Raw genomic sequence first — 18554 nt, forward strand, 5'->3', positions numbered from 1 at the left:
ACCCGGGGGGAGGGCGCGGCGGCCGGGGGTGGAGACGATCTCCACCCCGGGGCCCATGGTCCGCCGCCGGGGCCGTGGATAACGTGGCGTCGTGACGTTTTTCCGCCGCCCCTCGGTGCGCTGTTTCCTCGCCGTCGTGCTGGCGGGATACCTGCTCTACTGGCCGGTGGCCGCCGCGGTCGAGACGGGCTGGCCGGGCCTGCTCACGGTGCTCCTCGTCTGTGCCGCCACCTCCGGCTGCTGCGGGTGGGCTCTGCTGAGCCAGGACGCGCGGCGCAGCGCCTGGCTGCTCGCGGCCACCCTGGCCGGCGGGCTCGCCCTGCACGCGATCAGTCGCTACAGCGGTCTGGGTTTCGCGTACTTCGTCCTCTACGCCGCGCCGTTCAAGACCCGCTTCTGGCCGGCGGTGCTCCTGGTCGCGGCCGACATCGCCGGAACGGCGGCCGTGTCCTTCCTGATCGGGCTGCAGGGCTGGGAGTTGATGGGCAACGTCCTGGGCCTCACCTACGGCGTCATTCTCGTCTTCCTGATTCGGTACGTGAAGACGACCAGGGAGCACGCCACGGTGCTCGCCGAGGCGCGGGCGGGCGAGGCCGTGCTGGCCGAGCGGGCGCGGCTGGCCAGGGAGGTCCACGACATCCTGGCGCACTCGCAGTCGGCGCAGATCGTCCACCTGGAGGGCGCGCGGCTGCTGCTGGAGCAGGGCGGGGACCCCGCGGCGGCCCTCGACCGGGTCAACCGCGCCGTGCGGCTGGCGCGCGCCGGACTGGAGGAGACCCGCCGGGCGCTCGACGCGCTGCGCGGGCAGGAGCTTCCGCTGGCCGAGCGGCTGGAGCGGCTGGCCGTGGAGTTCCGGTCGGTGACGGGGGCGCCCTGCGCGGTCTCGGTCACCGGGGACCTCGGCTCGCTGGAGGCGGGGGCCAGGCTGGCGGTGGCCAGGACCGCGCAGGAGGCGCTGACGAACGCGCGCAAGCACGCGCCGGGCGCCGCGGTGTCGGTGGCGCTGCGCCGCGCCGGCGCGTGGTGCGAGCTGGAGGTGCGCGACACGGGCGGCCCGCCGGGCCCGCCGGCGTCGCGGGAAGGGGGGTACGGGCTGGTGGGGATGCGCGAGCGGGCCGAGCTGATCGGCGGTTCGCTGGCCGCGCGGCCGGGCGCGGAGGGCTTCGAGGTCCTGCTGCGGGTCCCGGCGTGAGCCGCCCACGGCGCGGCGCCGCCACGGGGGCGGGTGCCGCGCCGTGGACGGTTCACGCCGGTGCCGGTACGGTACGCCCCGACGCGCCGGTGCCGCGCGACCGCGAGGCCGTCCCGGCGCGGGAGCGGCGCGGGGACGGGCGGGCGGGTCCGAGGGACGAGGTGGTCGAGGTGGTCGTGCGGGTGCTGGTGGCCGACGACCAGACGGTGGTACGCGAGGGTCTGGTGCTGCTGCTGGGACTGCTGCCCGGCGTCGAGGTCGTGGGGGCCGCGGCCGACGGGCGGGAGGCGGTCGAGCTGGCCGGCTCGCTCGGGCCCGACGTGGTCCTGATGGACCTGCGGATGCCCCGCATGGACGGGGTGGAGGCGACCCGCAGGATCAGGGCGGCCCACCCGGACGTCCACGTGGTGGTCCTGACGACGTACTCCGACGACGAGTCGATCTTCGCCGCGCTGGGCGCGGGGGCGCGGGGCTACCTGACCAAGGACACCGACGCCGAGTCCCTGGCCTCGGCCATCGCCACCGTGGTCGAGGGCGAGGCCCAGTTCGACCCCGCCGTCCAGCGGCGGCTGGCCGAGGCGGTGGCCGGGAGCCGCCGCGCGCCGGGCCTGCCGGACGGGCTGACCCGCCGGGAGAGCGAGGTGCTGGGGCTGATAGCGGCGGGCCGCTCGAACACGGAGATCGCAGAGGAGCTGTTCATCTCCGAGGCGACGGTCAAGACGCACATCAACAACCTCTTCGCCAAGGCGGGACTGCGCGACCGGGCCCAGGCGGTGACCTACGCCTTCCGGCACGGCCTGGGCCCCGGCTGACCGGGACCGGACACCGGCGCCGGGGACGACGGGGACGGCGATGACCGTCGGGTGATGACTGTCAGGTCTGGGGATGTGGGGACGCCGTCACGGGGTCAGGGTGGATCGCGTACGGATTCACCTCGCGGGTGCCCGTCGAAGGGAAGTGCCATGCGACCTGACGTCAGTTTGACCGGCCACGAGACGGTGGCGGGTTTCGGCGACTACGCCGAGGCACAACGTGCCGTGGACCGGCTGTCGGACCAGAAGTTCCCGGTCGAGCACACGATGATCGTCGGAGTCGGTCTCCGGCTCGTCGAGCAGGTGCTCGGGCGGCTGACCTATCTTCGCGCCGCGGGGATGGGCGCGGCGACCGGAGCCTGGTTCGGACTGCTGATCGGCCTGTTCTTCGCGATCTTCACTCCCGGGCGGTTCCCCTTCATCCTGGTCCTGTGGGGCCTGATCTGGGGCGCCATCGCCGGAGCGATCTTCGGACTGGTCGGCCACGCGCTCACCGGGGGCAAGCGCGACTTCCTCTCGTCGAGCGCGATCGTCGCCGACCGCTACGAGGTGCTGGTCGCGGCCCCGCACGCCGCCGAGGCGCGCAGGCTGCTCGACGTGGGCACGTCCCAGCAGATGCACCAGCAGATCTGACCGGACCGGCGCTTCCCGGCGCTTCCCGGGCCGGGCCCGCACGAACGGGGCGCGGACGGCGCGGACGGCGCGGACGGCATCGCCCGCGCCGCCGTCCCGTGCCCGCCGCCGGGCCGCCCGGCCGGCCGGATTCACCGGGTCCTGGTTTTCACCGGGCCCCGATCTTCATCGGGCCGGGTCTTCGGCGGGTCCGATCGAGGCGCGCAACCACCGGGCCCGGGGACGCCGGGATGTCGCGGGCGAGGCGGTGGTGCCGTCCGGCGAGCGCCGGGGGCCACAGCGCACAGGAGGGCAGCATGCCTAAAGCAGTCGGAATCGATCTGGGCACCACCAACTCGGTGATCGCCACGATGGAGGGCGACAAGCCCACGGTGATCCCCAACGCCGAGGGGGCGCGGACGACGCCCTCGGTCGTGGCGTTCACCGACAACGGTGAGCGCCTGGTCGGGCAACTGGCCCGCCGCCAGGCGATCCTCAACCCCAAGGGGACGATCTACTCGGCCAAGCGCTTCATCGGCCGCCGTCACGACGAGGTCGCCAGCGAGCTGACCGCCGTGTCGTTCGACGTCGTCCCCGGGCCCGACGGAGCCGTCCGCTTCAAGATCAACGAGAGGCTCTACGCGCCCGAGGAGATCGCCGCGGCCGTCCTGCGCAAGCTCGTGGACGACGCCTCGAAGTTCCTGGGGGAGAAGGTCACCGAGGCGGTCATCACCGTGCCCGCGTACTTCAACGACTCCCAGCGCCAGGCCACCAAGGACGCGGGGAAGATCGCCGGCCTGGAGGTCCTGCGGATCATCAACGAGCCGACCGCGGCGGCCCTCGCCTACGGCCTCGACCGCCAGGAGAGCGAGACCGTGCTCGTCTTCGACCTGGGCGGCGGCACCTTCGACGTCAGCGTCCTCGCCATCGGGGACGGCGTCGTGGAGGTACGGGCGACCGCGGGCGACTCCCACCTGGGCGGCGACGACTTCGACCGGCGCGTCGTCGACCACCTCGCCGACGAGTTCCAGCGGGACAACGGCATCGACCTGCGCCAGGACCCGCAGGCCCTGCAGCGGCTGTTCGAGGCCGCGGAGAAGGCCAAGGTCGAGCTGTCGGCGGTCACCCAGACGCAGATCAGCCTGCCCTTCATCACCGCGGACGCCTCGGGCCCCAAGCACCTGAACACCACGCTCAGGCGCTCGACCTTCGAGGAGATCACCGCCGACCTGCTCGAACGGTGCAAGGGGCCCGTCCAGCAGGCCATGGCCGACGCCAAGCTCACCGCCGACGACATCGACGAGGTGATCCTGGTGGGCGGCTCGACCAGGATGCCCGCCGTGCAGAACCTGGTACGCCGGATGACGGGCGGCAAGGAACCGAACATGACGGTCAACCCGGACGAGGTCGTGGCGCTGGGCGCCGCGGTCCAGGCAGCCGTCATCAAGGGCGAGCTGAGGGACGTCGTACTGCTCGACGTGACACCGCTCTCCCTCGGCATCGAGACGCTCGGCGGGGTGATGACGAAGGTCATCGAGCGGAACACGACCATCCCGGCCCGCCGTTCCGAGACGTTCAGCACCGCCGAGGACAACCAGAGCGCCGTGGACGTCGTCGTGCTGCAGGGCGAGCGCGAGCGCGCCGCCGACAACCGCCCCCTGGGCCGGTTCCGGCTGGAGAACATCCGGCCCGCCCCGCGCGGCGTGCCGCAGGTCGACGTGACCTTCGACGTCGACGCCAACGGGATCCTGAACGTCTCGGCCAAGGACAAGGACACCGGCGCCGAGCAGCGCATCACGATCAGCGAGAGCTCGAACCTGGACACGAGCGAGGTCGAGCGGATGGTCGCCGACTCCGAGCGGCACCGCGAGGAGGACCAGCGGATGCGGCAGGTGGTGGACGCGCGCAACGAGCTCGACAGCGCCGCCTACCAGGTGGAGCGCCGCCTGACGGAGCTGGGCGACTCGGTGGCCGTCCACGAGAGGGCGCGGGCCGACATGCTGGCGCACGACGCCCGCGACGCGATCAAGCAGGAGGCCCCGCTCGACCGGGTCCGCTCGCTCACCGCCGAGCTCCAGCAGATCTACCACAGCCTCGGCGCGGCCGGCTCCGGCGCCCAGGGGACCCCGGGGGCGCAGGGGGCCGCGGGCGGCCCGGGAGCCGCGGGGGCGACCGGTTCCCCGGGCGGCCGGGACGACGACGTCATCGACGCGGAGTTCACGACCGATGAGTGAGACACCCGGGCGTGGCCGGCACGTCCCGCGCCGTGACGGGGAGCCGCGCGGCGGGTACGACTCGCCCGGCCGGGAACCGCGGGACCGGGGGCCATACGACCGGGAGGACGACCGGGAGCGGGACGCCGGCCGGGAGGCGCGAGCCCACGACGGGCTCCCCGACCGGCCCCCGGACCGGCCCCGGCACGGAGCCCGGGGACCTCAGGGCGCCCAGGGGCCCGAGACCCGGCGCGGTGGTCAGGAGGCGCGTGACCTGGAGGCGCGCGACCAGAGGCCGGAGGTCAAGGAGGGGCGCGGGTACGCCCCGGACGCCCCGGACGACCTCCAGGAGCGCGTCCTGGAGCTCCAGACCATGGTGGCCGATCTCCAGGACCGCTGGCGGCGCGCCCTCGCCGACCTCGACAACCTGCGCAAGCGTGTCGGCAGGGACGCCGAGCGGACGCGGTCGGACGAGCGGGCGCGGGCCGCCGGGGAGTGGCTGCCCGTACTGGACAACCTGGACCGCGCCCTGGAGCACGCGGAGACCGATCCCGGCTCCATCGTCGCCGGGATGCGGGCGATCCGTGACCAGGCGCAGGAGGTGGTTTCCCGCCTCGGTTACGCGCGCCGCGACGACACCGGGACCGTGTTCGACCCGGCCAGGCACGAGGCGGTGGGCGTGCTGTCGCGGGAGGGCGTTCCCGACGGCACGGTCCTGCAGGTGGTGCGGCCCGGCTACGGGGACGGCGAACAGTTGCTGCGGCCCGCGCTGGTCGTGGTGGCCAAGGGGGCATGATGCCCCCCGACCGGGACTTCTACGAGATCCTCGGCGTGCGGCGGGGGGCGAGCCAGGAGGACATCCAGCGCGCCTACCGCAAGCTGGCGCGGGCCAACCACCCCGACGTCAACAAGGACCCGTCCGCCGAGGACCGCTTCAAGGAGGTCTCCGAGGCCTACAGCGTGCTGTCCGACCCCGGGACCCGGCGCCGCTACGACGCGTTCGGGCCGGAGTTCCGCCAGGTTCCCGACGACGTGGACCCGGAGACGTGGGCACGCGCCGGAAGCCGCGCGGCGGGTGCGGGCCGGGGCGGGGCCGGGGCCCGGGGCGGGGGCGCGGGTTTCGGCGGCTTCCAGGAGGGGGTCGACCTCGACGACCTCCTCGAAGGGCTGTTCTCCGGCAGGAGAGGCCGGTCCGGCGCGAGTTGGGGGCCGATACCCGGCGCCGACCAGGAGGCCGAGATCGTCCTGACCGTGGAGGAGGCCTACCGGGGCGGGCCTCGCTCCATCACCGTCGGTTCGCGCGGGCTGCGGATCGACATCCCGCCGGGCGTCGTCGACGGGCAGCGCGTCAGGCTGGCCGGGCAGGGCGGCAGGGGCGGCGACGGGGCGCCCGCGGGCGACCTCTACCTGATCGTCAGGATCGCCCCGCACCCCCGCTACCGGATGGAGGGACGCGACCTCCACGTCCTGCTCCCGGTCACCCCGTGGGAGGCGGCGCTCGGCGCCCCCGTCGTGGTCGACACCCCCGGGGGCGAGGCCAAGGTCAAGGTGCCGTCGGGGACGTCCAGCGGCAGGCGGCTGCGGCTGCGCGGCCGGGGGATGCCCAGCCGCGGCGACAAGGCAGGTGACCTGTACGCCGAGGTGCGGATCATGGTCCCGGACCGGCTGTCGGAGGAGGAGCGGCGGCTGTTCGAGCAGCTCGCCGCGGTCTCCGCGTTCGACCCGAGGAGGCGGCGATGACCCACCCGTTCCCGGAGCGCGGGACGCCCCGTCCTGACCAGCGCCCCGCCCGCCCGCCCGCGGACCCGGCGGGCGGAGAACGCGCCGGGCCCGCCGCTGGCGAGGGCGCGGCCTTCCATCGGCGAGACACCCGGGGAGAGACCCGGGGAGAGACCCGGCGGGAGGTTCGGGAGGAGACCTCGCGGGAGACGGCCAGGACCTACCAGCTGGCCAGGCCCGAGCGCCTGGATCTGGAGACGTTCGCCAGGGCGACGGGAACCCATCCCGAGCTGGTGCGGCGCCTCGTCGTGCTGGGCGTGCTCGACGCCTGGACCGACGCCTCCGGGCACCTGTGGCTCCCGCCCTCCCAGTTGCTCGCCATGGCGCGCGTCCGGCGGCTGCGGGCCGGGTTCTCGATCAACTACGCGGCGATCGGCCTCGTGCTGGACCTGCTGGACCGCATCGCCGACCTGGAGGCCGCCCAGCGCGGTCGTTCCCGACCCATCGGAGGCTCGCCGTGGACATGAACCGGCTGACACAGAAGTCGCAGGAGGCGCTGCACGACGCGCAGACCAAGGCCCTGCGCTTCGGGCACACGGAGGTGGACGGCGAGCACCTGCTGCTGGCGCTGCTCGACCAGCCGGAGGGGCTGACACCCCGCCTGCTCTCGTACGCGAACGTCGACACCGACCGGCTCAGGACCGAGCTGGAGGCGGAGCTGGGCCGGCGCCCCCGGGTGAGCGGCCCCGGCGCCTCGCCCGGCCAGGTCTACGTGACGCAGCGGCTCTCGCGCCTGCTGGAGACGGCCAAGCGGGAGGCCGACCGGCTGAAGGACGAGTACGTGTCGGTGGAGCACCTGCTCATCGCCCTGATCGAGGAGGGCAGCTCGGCCTCGGCCGGGCGGCTGCTGCACGAGCAGGGACTGTCCAGGGACGGCTTCCTCAAGGCGCTCACCGCGATCCGCGGCAACCAGCGGGTGACGTCCGCGATGCCGGAGGTGGCGTACGAGGCGCTGGAGAAGTACGGGCGCGACCTGGTGGCGGACGCCCTCTCGGGCAGGCTCGACCCGGTCGTCGGGCGCGACGCCGAGATCCGCCGCGTCATCCAGATCCTGTCCCGCAAGACCAAGAACAACCCGGTCCTCGTCGGCGACCCCGGGGTGGGCAAGACCGCCATCGTGGAGGGCCTCGCCCTGCGGATCAGCCACGGGGACGTGCCGGAGGGGCTCAAGGGCAAGACGGTCTTCAGCCTCGACATGGGCTCGCTGGTGGCCGGGGCCAAGTACCGGGGGGAGTTCGAGGAGCGGCTCAAGGCGGTGCTCAACGAGGTCAAGGCCGCCGAGGGGCGGATCCTGCTCTTCGTCGACGAGATGCACACCGTGGTGGGCGCCGGAGCCGCCGAGGGCGCCATGGACGCGGGCAACATGCTCAAGCCCATGCTGGCCCGCGGCGAGCTGCACATGATCGGGGCGACGACCCTCGTCGAGTACCGCAAGCACGTCGAGAAGGACGCCGCCCTGGAGCGCCGCTTCCAGCCGGTGATGGTCGACGAGCCGTCGGTCGAGGACGCCGTGTCCATCCTGCGCGGCCTGCGCGAGCGCCTGGAGATCTTCCACGGGGTGAAGATCCAGGACAGCGCGCTGGTGGCGGCCGTCGTGCTGAGCCACCGCTACATCTCCGACCGCTTCCTGCCGGACAAGGCCATCGACCTGGTGGACGAGGCGTGCGCGATGCTCCGTACGGAGATCGACTCGATGCCCGCCGAGCTCGACGAGCTCACCCGCAGGGTGATGCGCCTGGAGATCGAGGAGGCCGCGCTCGCCAAGGAGGAGGACTCCGCGAGCGGGACCCGGCTGGAGGAACTGCGCAGGGAGCTCGCCGACCTGCACGCCGAGACCGACGCCATGCGGGCGCAGTGGGAGGCCGAGCGGCACGCCCTGCGCGCCGTCCAGGCCCTGCGCGCGGAGATGGAGCAGGTACGCGCGGACGCCGAGCGGGCCGAGCGCGACTACGACCTCAACCGCGCCGCGGAGCTGCGGCACGGCAGGCTGCCCGAGCTGCTGCGGCGGCTGGAGGCCGAGGAGGAGCGGCTGTCCGCCAAGCAGGGCACGTCGCGCCTGCTGCGCGAGGTCGTCACCGACGAGGAGATCTCGATGATCGTCTCCCGGTGGACGGGCATCCCGGTGAGCCGGCTGCGCGAGGGCGAGCGCGAGAAGCTCCTGCGGCTCGACCAGATCCTGCACGAGCGGGTGATCGGCCAGGACGAGGCGGTACGGCTGGTGGCCGATGCCGTCATCCGGGCCCGCTCCGGCATCAAGGACCCGCGCCGCCCGATCGGGTCGTTCATCTTCCTGGGACCGACGGGCGTCGGCAAGACGGAGCTGGCCAAGGCGCTCGCGGAGGCGCTCTTCGACACCGAGGACAACATGATCCGCATCGACATGAGCGAGTACCAGGAGCGGCACACGGTCAGCCGCCTCGTCGGCGCGCCCCCCGGCTACGTCGGGTACGAGGAGGGCGGCCAGCTGACCGAGGCCGTGCGGCGCAAGCCGTACTCCGTGGTGCTCTTCGACGAGGTGGAGAAGGCGCACGCCGACGTCTTCAACACGCTGCTGCAGGTGCTCGACGACGGCAGGCTCACCGACGCGCAGGGCAGGACCGTCGACTTCCGCAACACCGTCCTGATCATGACCTCCAACCTCGGCTCCGTGTACCTCCTCGACGGCGTCACGTCGAGCGGGGAGATCAAGCCCGAGGCGCAGCAGCAGGTCATGGCCGAGCTGCGCGCCCACTTCCGCCCCGAGTTCCTCAACCGCGTCGACGACATCGTGATCTTCAAGCCGCTCACCCCCGAGGAGATCGAGCGCATCGTCGGCCTGATGTTCGTCGAGCTGCGGACCCGCCTGGAGCAGCGGGGCATCCGGCTGGAGGTCACCGAGGCGGCGCTACGGCACATCGCCGAGCGGGGCTATGACCCCGTGTACGGCGCCCGCCCGCTGCGCCGGTTCATCGCCAGGGAGGTCGAGACGCGCATCGGCCGCGCGCTCCTGTCGGGAGAGGCGGACGAGGGAGCCGTGGTCCTGGTGGACCTCGCCGGGGACGAGCTCGCCGTGACCTACGGATGAGGAGGGCCGGTAATGCCACCAAATATCGTGCGATGCCGGAACTGTGGGAAGAAGCGGACGCCGGCGGGTGCCGCGCCGCGCGCGTGGGCGGAGGGCGCGATCACGCCGGTAGGTGAGAGGAGCGGCTGAGATGGACGCGCTCACCGAGACTCCGGACCACCAGGGGGCGTTTCCCCGCTTGGACGAGGCGCAGATCGCCACGCTCGCGGCCCACGGTGTCCGCAGGCCGGTCCGGACGGGTGAGCTCCTGATCAAGGAGGGTGAGGAGCATCCGGAGTTCGTCGTCATCCTCACGGGCAAGGCGGCCGTCGTCGAGGACGAGCGGGTCCTGTGGATCCACGGGCCGGGCCGCTTCCTGGGCGAGCTCGGGGTGATCACCGGCCGGAGGGCGTGCCTGACCTCGGTGGTCTGCGAGGCGGGCGAGGTCCTGGCGGTCCCCGTCGAGCGGCTGAAGAGGATCGTCACCCGCGACCGCGGGATCGGGGACCTGATCCTGCGGGCCTACCTCATCCGCCGCCCGCCGCTCACCGCCGGCGGGACCGGGCTGAGGATCATCGGCTCCCGCTACTCGCCCGGCAGCCGACGGCTGCGGGAGCTCGCCGCCAGGAACCGGCTGCCGCACCGCTGGATCGACCTGGAGGAGGACGGGGAGGCCGAGGCGCTCGTCCTCAACCTCGGCGTCGCGCCGGACGAGACCCCCGTGGTGATCGTGGGCGGGACCCGGGTCCTGCGCAACCCCTCCGACGCCGAGCTGGCCCGCGCGACCGGACTGCCCGCCCGGCCGGCGCCCGAGGACGTCCACGACCTCGTCATCGTGGGAGCCGGTCCCGCGGGCCTGGCCGCCGCGCTGTACGGGGCGTCGGAGGGGCTGGACACGGTGGTGCTGGACGCGGTCGCGGCCGGCGGGCAGGCGAGCACCTCCCCCCGCGTCGAGAACCACCTCGGTTTTCCCTCGGGCATCTCCGGCGGAGAGCTCGCCGAGCGGGCACTCATCCAGTCCAGGAGGTCCGGCGCCCGCTTCGGCGTCCCGGCCGAGGCCGTGTCCCTGGGGCGGATGGACGGCCACTACGACGTCGGGCTCGGCGAGGGAGGGCCCGTCAGGGGCCGCACGATCGTCATCGCCACCGGGGCGCGCTACCGCAGGCTCGACGTGCCGCGCCTGGAGTCCTTCGAGGGCAACGGCGTCCACTACGCCGCGACCGTGGCCGAGGCCGGATCATGCGGCGGCGGCCCGGTGGTGGTCGTGGGAGGGGGGAACTCCGCGGGCCAGGCGGCGATCCTCCTGGCCGGGTACGCCTCGTCGGTGCGCCTGGTCGTCCGCGGCGGCGACCTGGGAGAGCGCATGTCGCGTTACCTCACCGACCGGATCGGGGACCACCCCCGGGTGGAGGTGACGCTCGGCACCGAGGTGCGGGAGCTCATCGGCGCCCGCACGCTGGAGGCGGTCCTCGTCGAGAACCGCCTCACGGGGGAGCGGACACTCCTGGAGACGCGCTCCCTGTTCGTCCTCATCGGCGCCGATCCCTGTACGGGCTGGCTCCCCTCCGCCGTCACCCTCGACGACCGGGGCTTCGTCGTCACCGGCTTCGACGGCGGCCTGCCCCTGGAGACGAGCCTGCCGGGGGTCTTCGCGGTGGGCGACGTCAGGAGCCGGTCGGTCAAGCGGGTCGCCTCGGCCGTGGGGGAGGGGGCGACGGTGGTCCGGCTGATCCACGAGCACGTCGCGCGGGAGATGCCCCAGCACACGTCCCGCATGGTCCGCAGCCCCGCCTGACGGGGCCGTTCCCGCCCGGCCGGGCCTCAGACCGGGCCTCAGGACGGGCCTCAGAGGGGGCGCCGGTGGCCGTTCTCCTCCGCCGCGAGCCTGGCCAGCTCGACCCGCGAGCGAATGCCCAGCTTGCGGAACACCTGCCGCAGGTGGAAGGCGACGGTGTGCTCGCTGATGAACATCTGCTCGGCGGCGTGCCGGTTCGTCAGCCCCTGGGAGACCAGGTCGCAGACGGCCTGCTCGGTGCCGGTCAGGCTGGCCCATCCCGACACGGGGTGGTCGGTCCTGGCCCAGTGGCGGCGTCGCTCGCCCAGCAGCCGCAGCCTGCCACGTACCCGTGCCGCGTCCCGGGCGGCCTCCACGGCCCCGTAGCAGGCCAGCGCGGTCTTCAGGCTCTCCACGGCCAGGTCCCGGCAGCCGTCGCCCGCGCCGAGCAGCACGCCGAGATCCTCCGCGGCCGACCCCCTGGCCCAGGGGTCGGCGTGCCCGGCCACCGCGCGGCCCAGCGCCTCGCGGTCACCCTCCCGCAGCCCTCGCGCGTGGTCGGCGGACGCCGACGGGCCGGGCAGGGCGGGGTTGCGCCAGGCGATGTCCTCGGCCGCGCCGACCACCGCGTCGGCCCTGCGCCGGTCGTCCACCGCCATCGCCACCCGCACCAGCCACGCCGCGGACGTGGGCTCGCCGGTCAGCGCCCCGACGTGCCTGGGCAGCGCGTCGTAGATCCCGCCGAGCGAGCTCATGCCGCCCGCCGCGCCGTCGCGCGCCTCGCTGATCCGCCCGGCCGCCAGTTCCGACCGCAGCCGGGCGCACGGCGGTATGCCGGGTGCCGACCTGGCCAGGTCCCTCTCCATGTACCTGACGGCCCCCGGCAGGTCGCCCGACCGCAGCGACGCGGTGCCGAGCACCGACAGGGCCGAGGAGGCCAGGAGCGGGGCGTCCAGGGTCCCGGCGGCGGCCAGGCCGGCCTCCCCGTGCTCGATCGCGCCGCCGAGCCGGCCCGCGGCCAGGGCCAGCCGGGCGCGCAGGACGGGGATCTCGGCGGCCCAGGCGGGCTCGCCCTCGGCGTCGGCCTCCTCGGCGGCGCTCTCCGTCGCCGACTCCGCCTCGTCCAGCAGCCGCAGGTCGATCAGCATCGAGGCCAGCACCGCCCTCGGCTGCCGGTGCCGGCCGCGGGCCGGTCGCCCCACGGCCTCGCGCGCCAGGTCCAGCCCCCGCGAGAGCGCGCCCTCGTCCCAGGCGAGCAGGGCCAGGTCCACGAGCCTCCCCGTCCCGCCGTCGCCGCCGCGGGGCGCGAGGGGCCGGCGGGCCCCGGCGGCGCGCTCGACCTGCTCCCGCAGGGCCCGCCGCACCGGTGACGGCACCTCGTCGACGATCGACCGCCACACCAGCTCGTGCCGGAACGTCAGCTCGTCGCGGGTGGCCACGAGCACCCCGGCCGCCAGCGCCTCCTCCAGCGGCGGAAGCAGCGCGGCCGGGGTCTCGCCGAGCATCTCGGCCACGTACGCCGGTGTGAACGAGCGTCCGAGCACCGCGACGGCCTCCAGCAGGTACCGGGTCCTGGTGCCGAGCTCGTCCAGGCGCCGCCGGACGGCGGTGTGCAGGCGCAGGGGCAGCACCGCCCCGGCGGGGGTGATCCCGGCCAGCCGGGCGACGCCGTCCTCGACCAGGATGGCGTCCTCCTCGCGCAGCCCGGTGAGAAGCTCGGCGAGCAGGAGCGGGTTGCCGCCGGCCTGGGCGGCCAGCGCCGCCAGCCCCTCCCCGGGGGCCGCGCCCAGGATGTCGGCGGAGACCTCGGCCACCGCCCCCTCGTCGAGGGGACACAGCACGATCCGGGTGGCCCCCTCCTCCTCCAGCAGGTCGAACAGCCGTCCCGCCTCGCCGCGTCCCGGGGTGTCGCGGCAGGCCAGCAGCCACGCCACGGGGTAGGAGGCCAGCCGCGAGGGCATCGCCCGCAGGGCCATCACCGTGGCGGGATCGGCCCACTGGAGATCGTCCAGCACCACCAGCAGCGGCCCCGAGGCCAGCCTCCGCTCCAGCGAGGTCCGGACCTGCTCGGCCAGCCACAGCAGCAGCCCCGGCCCGTCGGGGAAGGCGCTCCTGGTCACGGGCATCGAGGCCGTCGGCGACTCCTCGAGCGCGGCCAGCAGCGGTCCCAGCGGGGTCAGCCGTCCCAGCTCGTCGGCCCGCCCGCTCGCCACCGCGGTGCCCCGCGCGGTCGCGACGCTCGCGGCCTCGGCGAGCAGCAGCGACTTTCCCGTCCCCGGTTCGCCCTCGACGAGCATGACACTTCCGGTCGCGGACGTGACGCCTCCCAGCAGGGCGAGGACCGCCGCCCACTCATCTTTCCGGCCGCGCATAGTCTTGTCTCGGATCTGGGGTCATACGGCGGGCTTCCTGAGCAGTGATTACGCATATGACATCCCCAAGGGACGAATCATCACGCGTCGGGCACTGTCGCGCGCCGGTGGTTTGGGACAGATTTGACCTCGGGGATCCCCGCCGCCGTCCACCCCGCCGCCGCCCCACCGTCACCCGCCCCGCCGCCGCCCGGCCGACGTGTCCTCCTCGCCCGGTCAGCGCTCGATGAGCGTGACCTCCAGGGAGTAGTGCGAGGCGCGGTAGACGTGGGAGCCGTGCTCGACGGCCCTGCCCTGGTCGTCGTAGGTGGTGCGGACCATCGTGAGCAGCGGGGCCCCGCGCCGCTCGCCGAGCAGCCTCGCCTCGGCCGCCGTGGCCGCTCGCGCCCCCATACGCTGGTTCGCCACGCGCATCCGCACCCCCGCGGCGCGGAGCATCTCGTACAGCCCGCGCTCCTGGAGGCCCTCGGCGGTCAGCGGCGCGAGCCCGGAGGGCAGCCAGTTGTGCAGCAGGGCCAGCGGCTCCCCGGCGGCGTAGCGGATCCGCTCCAGGCGGAGCATCTCGGTGCCGGGCGCGACGCCGAGGACGGCGGCGACCTCCTCCTCCACCGGGGCCGGCCCCAGGACCAGCACCCTGGTGGCCGGCTCCTGGCCGGCCCTGCGCAGGTCGTCGTAGAGGCTGGTCAGCTCGACGGAACGCTTGACCTGGCCGTGCACCACCTGGGTGCCGACGCCCCGCTTGCGCACCAGCAGGCCCTTGTCGACCAGATACTGGATCGCCTGGCGGACGGTCGGACGCGACAGGCCCAGCCGGTCGGCGAGCAGGATCTCGTTGTCGAGCCGCGATCCCGGGGGCAGGTCGCCGCGGCGGATGGCCTCGGAGATCTGCTCGGCCACCTGGAAGTAGAGCGGGACCGGGCTGGACCGGTCGAGATCGATGGCGAGCTGCGCCGTCATTCGCCCTCCCGGTTGACACGCCGCGCCGTCAGGCTAGCGGACATCAGAATGTCTTGACAAAAACCGGCCAGGGCTCGTCGAGGTGCCCGGCGGACGCGTACGGGGCCGGTGTCCTCGTACAGGATGGGAGGCGGTTCGCGCACGAGGTTCGCGCACCGGGTGCGCCTCATCGGGCTCGTACCACCGGGTTCGTACCACCGGGCTCGCGTCACCGGATTCACGCGCCGGATTCGCGTCAATGGAGGAAGCATGGATCAGAGCACCGCAGCAGATCTCTCCGCCGTCGCGGTCGAGGCCGCCCGCGCGGTGGGCGACCGGCTCCGCGAGACGTTCAGGTCGCGTCCCGCGGTCGAGACCAAGAGCGACTTCCACGATCCGGTGACCGAGCACGACCATGCCGCGGAGGCGACCATCCGGGAGGTCATCGAGAGGCGCGTCCCAGGAAGCACGATCATCGGCGAGGAGGGCGGCAGCATGGGCTCCGGCGAGATCCGCTGGTACGTCGACCCGATCGACGGGACCGCGAACTTCGCCGCTGGGCTGCCGTTCTTCTGCGTGTCGATCGCCGCCGCCGTCGGGGACGAGGTGGTCGCCGGGGTGGTGTACGACCCGGTGCGCGACGACGAGTTCCGGGCCGACCTGGGCGGGGCCTGGTGCAACGGCGTGCGGCTGCGCAGCTCCGGTGCCGCGAGAGACCGGGAGGGGATGCTGCTGACCAGCTATCCCACCCCCTGGGAGCTGGCCGAGGTCGGGGAGGAGGCGCTGCGCAGGTTCGGCAGGATGGTGGAGGCGTTCGCCTCCACGCGCCGTCCCGGCAGCACCGCGCTCAAGCTGGCGCACGTCGCGGGAGGGTGGGCGGACGTCGCCTACGGCAGTAGGGTCAGTCCGTGGGACATGGCGGCGGGGTCGCTGCTGATCCGCCAGGCGGGTGGCGTCTTCATCCCGCTGGACGGATCGGTCTTCGAGCCCGGCGGCTACCTCGCCCATGTCGGAGGCTTCGACCTGGCGGGGTCGGTCATGAGCGACCTGCTCCTCCGCGACCGCCCGGCCTGAGCGCCGGTGGGCGGGCGAGGGCACGGGCGTGCCGGCACGGGAGACTCCCGCGCGGGCGGGTTCCGCGTGTCGTCCACCACATTACCTATTGATCCTGTAGGAAATACAGGTAAAATGATTGTCTCGCCGTACGAAGGAGCCGCCATGAGCCTGGAGCCGGAGGCCGAGAGCCCGCTGGCCACCGCGGTCGGGGCCGCGCGCTGGATCCGTTCGGCGGCGGTGGACGACGAGCGGGGGCGCCACTGGCGGGCCAATCCCGATCCCCGGGGCCGGGCCGCCATGCCCGACCACCCCCTGTCGCTGTACTCGGGGGCGGCGGGGATCATCCTGTTCTTCCTCGAGCTCGCCGCGGCCACCGGCGACGACGGCTATCTAGACGACGCCAGGGCCGGTGCCCGCTACCTCGCCGCCACCTGGCGGGAGCAGGCGGACCTCTCCCTCCACCACGGCCTGGCCGGAGTGATGTTCGCCCTGGCCGAGGCCGGATGGGCCACCGGCGAGGGGGCCTTCGAGGTCGAGGCCGGCGCCGTCGCCGACCGCATCGTGCGCAGCGCCCGCCCCATCGACGGCGGCCTGGGATGGACCGGTGACCCCGCGCAGCGAGGCGACGGCGGGATCATCCTCGGACTGCTGCACGCCGCGGGCATCCTGGGGGTGCCCGCCTACCAGGAGGCCGCCGTCGAGGCCGGCGCCCGCATCGCCACGCTCGTCGTCCCCGGCCACCGCTTCGGCGAGGGCGCCTGCGCGGACCTGCCGCTGGACGCGGTCACCCCGGGCTTCCTGTCCGGCACCGCCGGGACCGCCTTCCTGCTGGCCCGCCTGTACGGCGTGACCGGCGAGAGCGACTTCCTCGGCGCCTCCCGCAGGGGGGCCGACTTCGTCCGCGCGGTCAGCACCGTGACCGAGCGGTGCGCGCTGGTGCCGCACCACATCCCGCAGGGCCGCGACCTGCACTACCTGGGCTTCTGCTCCGGCTCGGCCGGGGTCGCCCGGATGTTCTACGAGCTGCACCGGGTGTCGGGCGACGCCGGAGACCTCGACTGGGCCGAGCGGCTGGCCAGGGGGATCGTCCGCAGTGGCGCCCCCGCCGGCCAGAGCGGCGGATCCTGGAACTCGGCCTGCCAGTGCTGCGGCACCGCCGGTCTGGTGGAGCTGTTCATCGGGCTCTGGGCGGCGACCGGCCACCGCCGGCACCTGGAGTTCGCCCGCACACTGGGAGAGGACCTGACCGGCCGGGCCACCGGCCACGACGGCAGGGGCACCCGCTGGTACCAGGCCTACCGGCGGCTGCGCCCCTGGGAGGTCACCGCCGACACCGGCTACATGGTCGGCGCGGCGGGAATCGGGGCCGCCCTCCTGCACCTGGACGCCACCGCCCGCCCGCAGGAGGCCCGGCGGCTCATCCTGCCCCCGGACAACCCGTTCCCCGCCATCCCGTTGCCGAGCGCGACGCTCCGCCGGTCCTGACGGTCGTGAAAGGCACGTCCCCGCACCCTGTACGGTCGGGCATCGAGGCCTCCACCGGGCCCGGCGCCACGGACACGTCTCCCGGCGCCGCCCCGGCACTCCGGACCGTGTCATCCCCCGGTACGCCCGATCGTGCCGATCCGGCCGTGGAGGGGCGGCGGCCGCCGGCGCCCCTCGCGCCGGAGGAATGAAGGACGATGTGCCCTTTGGCCGTCAAGGGGTGACAAAGCTCGTGATGATGATTGGTGATTCTCCGTGAGTGCTACCCAAGGCTTACCTAATCTCGGTGTCGTGACAATCGAGGATTTCCTTCCCGACCCCGCCCGTTCCACCGTCGCGATCGAACCGGCGCAGCCGGGTGCCGGCCACTGGGCCGGCGCCCCGAGCGCCGTGGCGAGCGACGGCCTGATCTACCTCGCCTACCGGCTGCGCCGCCCCGTCGGCGAGGGCCGAGGCTACGCCGTCGCCGTCGCCCGCTCCGCCGACGGCGAGCGGTTCGAGACCCTGCTCACGATCGGCAGGGAGGAGATGGACACCGAGTCGCTGGAGCGGCCCACCCTGATCCGCACGCCCGAGGGGCGCTGGAGGCTCTACCTCAGCTGCGCCACCTACGACACCAAGCACTGGCGGGTCGAGGTGCTGGAGGCCGACGACCCGTCCGGCTTCCGGGCCTCGCAGCGGCAGGTCGTGCTGCCCGGCGACCCGAAGACCGGTGTCAAGGACCCGGTGATCGTGCTGCGGGACGACGTGTGGCACCTGTGGGCCTCCTGCCACCCGCTGGACGAGGCCGACGAGGCCGACCAGATGGTGACCGACTACGCCACCAGCGCCGACGGCCTGGAGTGGACCTGGCAGGGCACCGCGCTCAGTGGCCGTCCCGGCACCTGGGACGCCCGGGGCGCGCGGGTGGCGGCGGTCCGCTTCCTCGGCGACAGGGTGGTGGCCTTCTACGACGGCAGGGCCACCGCGTCGGAGAACTACGAGGAGAAGACCGGTGTCGCGGCCGGCACCGACCCGGCGGAACTGACCCCGCTCGGCACCGAGCCCGTCGCGGCCTCGCCGTACGCGGGCGGCGGCCTGCGTTACCTGGACATCGTGGACCTGCCGGGCGGCGGGCGGCGGCTCTACTACGAGTACACCCGCGCGGACGGGGCGCACGAGCTCCGCACCGAACTGCGCTGATCACGGCACGGCCGCCCCGGCGCCGGTCACGGTACGGTCTCTCCCGGACCGGCCCGTCCGTGCCCGGGGCCGGCCCGCCGGTCCCGGGAGATCGTTCG

14 protein-coding genes are annotated in these 18554 nt (G+C 73.9%); 12 read left to right on the forward strand and 2 right to left on the reverse strand.

The window, feature by feature from the left end; genetic code table 11:
* Window positions 1-91: 91 nt before the first annotated feature.
* The 9 genes from ACTOQ2_RS35980 to ACTOQ2_RS36020 all read left to right on the forward strand — a co-directional run bounded on the left by ACTOQ2_RS35980 (window position 92) and on the right by ACTOQ2_RS36020 (window position 11446).
* Window positions 92-1192 (forward strand): histidine kinase, encoded by a 1101-nt coding sequence (locus tag ACTOQ2_RS35980; protein ID WP_440105270.1) that lies wholly within the window; start codon window positions 92-94, stop codon window positions 1190-1192.
* Window positions 1189-2004, forward strand: a complete 816-nt coding sequence (locus ACTOQ2_RS35985) for a response regulator (protein WP_440105271.1) — start codon at window positions 1189-1191, stop codon at window positions 2002-2004. The genes ACTOQ2_RS35980 and ACTOQ2_RS35985 overlap by 4 nt, the downstream gene beginning before the upstream one ends.
* A 150-nt stretch (window positions 2005-2154) precedes the next feature.
* On the forward strand, window positions 2155-2637 hold the full coding sequence (locus ACTOQ2_RS35990) for a general stress protein (RefSeq protein WP_440071448.1): 483 nt from the start codon (window positions 2155-2157) through the stop codon (window positions 2635-2637).
* Window positions 2638-2933: 296 nt separating this feature from the next.
* Complete coding sequence (dnaK, locus tag ACTOQ2_RS35995) at window positions 2934-4850, forward strand: molecular chaperone DnaK (protein ID WP_440105272.1); 1917 nt, start codon at window positions 2934-2936, stop codon at window positions 4848-4850.
* Entirely contained in the window at window positions 4843-5625 is a 783-nt protein-coding gene (locus ACTOQ2_RS36000; protein WP_440105273.1) for a nucleotide exchange factor GrpE, read from the forward strand. Before dnaK ends, ACTOQ2_RS36000 begins: the two co-directional genes overlap by 8 nt.
* Window positions 5625-6569, forward strand: coding sequence for a DnaJ C-terminal domain-containing protein (locus ACTOQ2_RS36005; protein ID WP_440105274.1), 945 nt, complete (start codon window positions 5625-5627; stop codon window positions 6567-6569). The genes ACTOQ2_RS36000 and ACTOQ2_RS36005 overlap by 1 nt, the downstream gene beginning before the upstream one ends.
* Window positions 6566-7075: a chaperone modulator CbpM gene (locus ACTOQ2_RS36010; RefSeq protein ID WP_440105275.1), complete on the forward strand. Its 510-nt coding sequence runs from the start codon at window positions 6566-6568 to the stop codon at window positions 7073-7075. Before ACTOQ2_RS36005 ends, ACTOQ2_RS36010 begins: the two co-directional genes overlap by 4 nt.
* The gene (clpB, locus tag ACTOQ2_RS36015; protein ID WP_440105277.1) at window positions 7072-9672 is read left to right on the forward strand and encodes an ATP-dependent chaperone ClpB; all 2601 of its coding nucleotides are present in this window, start codon (window positions 7072-7074) and stop codon (window positions 9670-9672) included. Before ACTOQ2_RS36010 ends, clpB begins: the two co-directional genes overlap by 4 nt.
* Before the next feature lie 130 nt (window positions 9673-9802).
* Window positions 9803-11446, forward strand: coding sequence for an FAD-dependent oxidoreductase (locus ACTOQ2_RS36020; protein ID WP_440105279.1), 1644 nt, complete (start codon window positions 9803-9805; stop codon window positions 11444-11446).
* A gap of 50 nt (window positions 11447-11496) precedes the next feature.
* Here the strand turns inward: ACTOQ2_RS36020 and ACTOQ2_RS36025 are convergent, their stop codons facing one another.
* Together ACTOQ2_RS36025 and ACTOQ2_RS36030 are read right to left on the reverse strand one after the other, a co-directional pair.
* Entirely contained in the window at window positions 11497-13797 is a 2301-nt protein-coding gene (locus ACTOQ2_RS36025; protein ID WP_440105281.1) for an AAA family ATPase, read from the reverse strand.
* A 216-nt stretch (window positions 13798-14013) separates the two neighbouring features.
* Entirely contained in the window at window positions 14014-14754 is a 741-nt protein-coding gene (locus tag ACTOQ2_RS36030) for a GntR family transcriptional regulator (protein ID WP_440105283.1), read from the reverse strand.
* Window positions 14755-15003: 249 nt separating this feature from the next.
* Between ACTOQ2_RS36030 and ACTOQ2_RS36035 the strand changes: the two genes are divergently transcribed.
* The 3 genes from ACTOQ2_RS36035 to ACTOQ2_RS36045 all read left to right on the forward strand — a co-directional run bounded on the left by ACTOQ2_RS36035 (window position 15004) and on the right by ACTOQ2_RS36045 (window position 18456).
* Entirely contained in the window at window positions 15004-15807 is an 804-nt protein-coding gene (locus ACTOQ2_RS36035) for an inositol monophosphatase family protein (RefSeq protein ID WP_440105285.1), read from the forward strand.
* Between the two features lie 144 nt (window positions 15808-15951).
* Window positions 15952-17274, forward strand: a complete 1323-nt coding sequence (locus ACTOQ2_RS36040) for a lanthionine synthetase LanC family protein (protein WP_440105287.1) — start codon at window positions 15952-15954, stop codon at window positions 17272-17274.
* A 291-nt stretch (window positions 17275-17565) separates the two neighbouring features.
* Window positions 17566-18456 (forward strand): hypothetical protein, encoded by an 891-nt coding sequence (locus ACTOQ2_RS36045; protein WP_440105289.1) that lies wholly within the window; start codon window positions 17566-17568, stop codon window positions 18454-18456.
* Window positions 18457-18554: the final 98 nt, after the last annotated feature.

The sequence above is a fragment of the Streptosporangium sp. H16 genome (assembly GCF_051918855.1).
Classification (GTDB): Bacteria; Actinomycetota; Actinomycetes; order Streptosporangiales; family Streptosporangiaceae; genus Streptosporangium.